The sequence below is a fragment of the Variovorax sp. P1_H12_2 genome, assembly GCF_056405335.1.
In genome coordinates, this window is sequence record NZ_JBFUCI010000651.1 from 1 (window position 1) to 2204 (window position 2204).

The window sequence follows — 2204 nt, forward strand, 5'->3', positions numbered from 1 at the left end:
CCCAGAGCCTGAACAACATGCTGCAGCAGCTCGGCATCACGATCCCGCAGGGCGTGAACATGCAGCTCAAGAACGTCGCCGCGGTGATGGTCACGGCCACGCTGCCGTCGTTTGCGCGGCCGGGACAGACCATCGACGTCACCGTGTCCTCGATGGGCAACGCCAAGAGCCTGCGCGGCGGCACCTTGCTGATGACACCGCTCAAGGGCGTGGACGGCGCGGTGTACGCGATCGCCCAGGGCAACATGGTGGTCGGCGGCGCCGGCGCCTCGGCCAACGGCAGCAAGGTCCAGATCAACCAGCTCAGTTCCGGACGCATTCCCGCCGGCGGGACCGTCGAGCGCGTGGTCGAAGCCGCGGTCGGCGGCGACGGCGGTCTCACGCTCGAACTGATGCGCTCCGACTTCGGCACCGCGCAGCGCGCGGTGGAGGCGATCGACCGCCAGTTCGGCAGCGGCACCGCCGAGGCGGTCGATGCCCGCGTGATCCGCGTGCGGGTGCCTGCCTCCGCGCAGGCGCGGGTCGGATTCCTGGCCCGCCTCGAAGGCCTGGAGGTCACGCCGACGCAGGYGGTGGCCCGGGTCGTGATCAACGCGCGCACCGGCTCGGTGGTGATGAACCAGGCGGTGCGGGTGAACGACTGCGCGATCGCGCACGGCAGCCTGTCGGTGGTCATCAACACCGAGCCGGTGGTGAGCCAGCCGGGGCCGTTCTCGAATGGCCGCACGGTCACCTCGCAGACCTCGGAGATCTCGATCAACCAGCCCGGCGGCGCGCTGCAGATGGTGCGCGGCGGCGCCTCGCTGGCCGACGTGATCAAGGGGCTCAACTCCCTGGGCGCGAATCCGATGGATCTGGTGTCGATCCTGCAAGCCATGAAGACGGCCGGCGCCCTGCGCGCCGAGCTCGAGATCATCTGAGGCCGGACATGGCGATCACCGCAGCCAATTCAGGGTCAGGCAGCGACGCGGCCAGCCGCGCCGGCGCGCTGGACCAGCGCTTCGCGCTCGATGTCCAGGGTGTCGATGCGCTGCGGCGCACCGTGCGCAGCTCGCCCGAGGAGGGCCTCAAGCAGGTCTCGCGGCAGTTCGAGGCCATGTTCATGAACATGGTGCTCAAGAGCATGCGCGAGGCGACGCCGTCGGGCGGCCTGCTCGATGGACAGAACGAGAAGATCTACACGTCGATGCTGGACCAGCAGCTGTCGCAGAACCTTTCGGGCCGCGGCCTGGGGCTGGCCGAGGCGATGCTGGCGCAGCTGCAGCGGGCGGCCTCCGCCGGCGCGGGCGATGGCGATCCGAATCCGGCCGGCCTGTCGCTGGCGCCGCGCGGCGGCCTGCCGCTGTCGCCGCAGGCCGGCATCCCGCTCGGCTCGTTGCCTTCGACGCCGACCGGCCGCGTCGACCTGAGCGCCTACCAGGTCAACAACGACCGCTCGGGCGGTGCGGCCGGGGCGGTCGCGTCGTTGCAGGGCCACGTCGACAGCTTCGTCAACCGCATGGGCGCCTCGGCGCAGGCCGCGAGTGCCGCCAGCGGCGTGCCGGCGCCGCTGATCCTGGCGCAGGCCGCGCTCGAATCCGGCTGGGGCAAGCGCGAGATCCGCGCCGACGACGGCACGCAGAGCTTCAACCTGTTCGGCATCAAGGCCGACCGCAGCTGGCAGGGGCCGGTGGTCGAGACCACCACCACCGAATACGTGGATGGCGAGCCGCAGCGCATCCGCGCGAAGTTCAGGGCCTACGGCTCCTACGAGGAAGCCTTCACCGACTACGCGCGCTTCATGACCCGCAATCCGCGCTACGCCAACGTGCTGGCGACCAACGATCCGACCGAAGCCGCGCACGGCCTGCAGCGCGCGGGCTACGCGACCGATCCGCAGTACGGCCAGAAACTGGTTCGCATCATGCAGAAGTTCGTCTGAGCGCCGGCGCGAGCAAGGCGATCCTCGTTCGAACAACACTTCACAGCCCACCCCAAAGGAATCCCATGGCAGAGATCACGAGCCTTCAGACACATGCGGGCGGCGCTGCCTCCGCGCCCCTCTCGAACGCGAACGCGAACCGGCTGGAGGTGGTCACCTTCACGCTGGGCGAGGAGGAGTACGGCATCGACATCCAGAAGGTGCAGGAGCTGCGCGGCTACGACGCGGTGACGCGGATCGCGAACGCGCCGGAGTACATCAAGGGGGTGGTGAACCTGCGCGG

At 69.7% G+C, this 2204-nt stretch carries 3 protein-coding genes; all 3 read left to right on the forward strand.

What is annotated here, in order from left to right:
- On the forward strand, positions 1-920 hold a 920-nt coding region (locus AC1D2K_RS33740; RefSeq protein ID WP_478094675.1), incomplete at its 5' end, for a flagellar basal body P-ring protein FlgI.
- Between the two features lie 8 nt (positions 921-928).
- Complete coding sequence (flgJ, locus tag AC1D2K_RS33745) at positions 929-1921, forward strand: flagellar assembly peptidoglycan hydrolase FlgJ (RefSeq protein WP_478094677.1); 993 nt, start codon at positions 929-931, stop codon at positions 1919-1921.
- 65 nt (positions 1922-1986) lie between these two features.
- The coding region (locus tag AC1D2K_RS33750; protein ID WP_478094679.1) for a chemotaxis protein CheW at positions 1987-2204 on the forward strand (218 nt) is incomplete at its 3' end.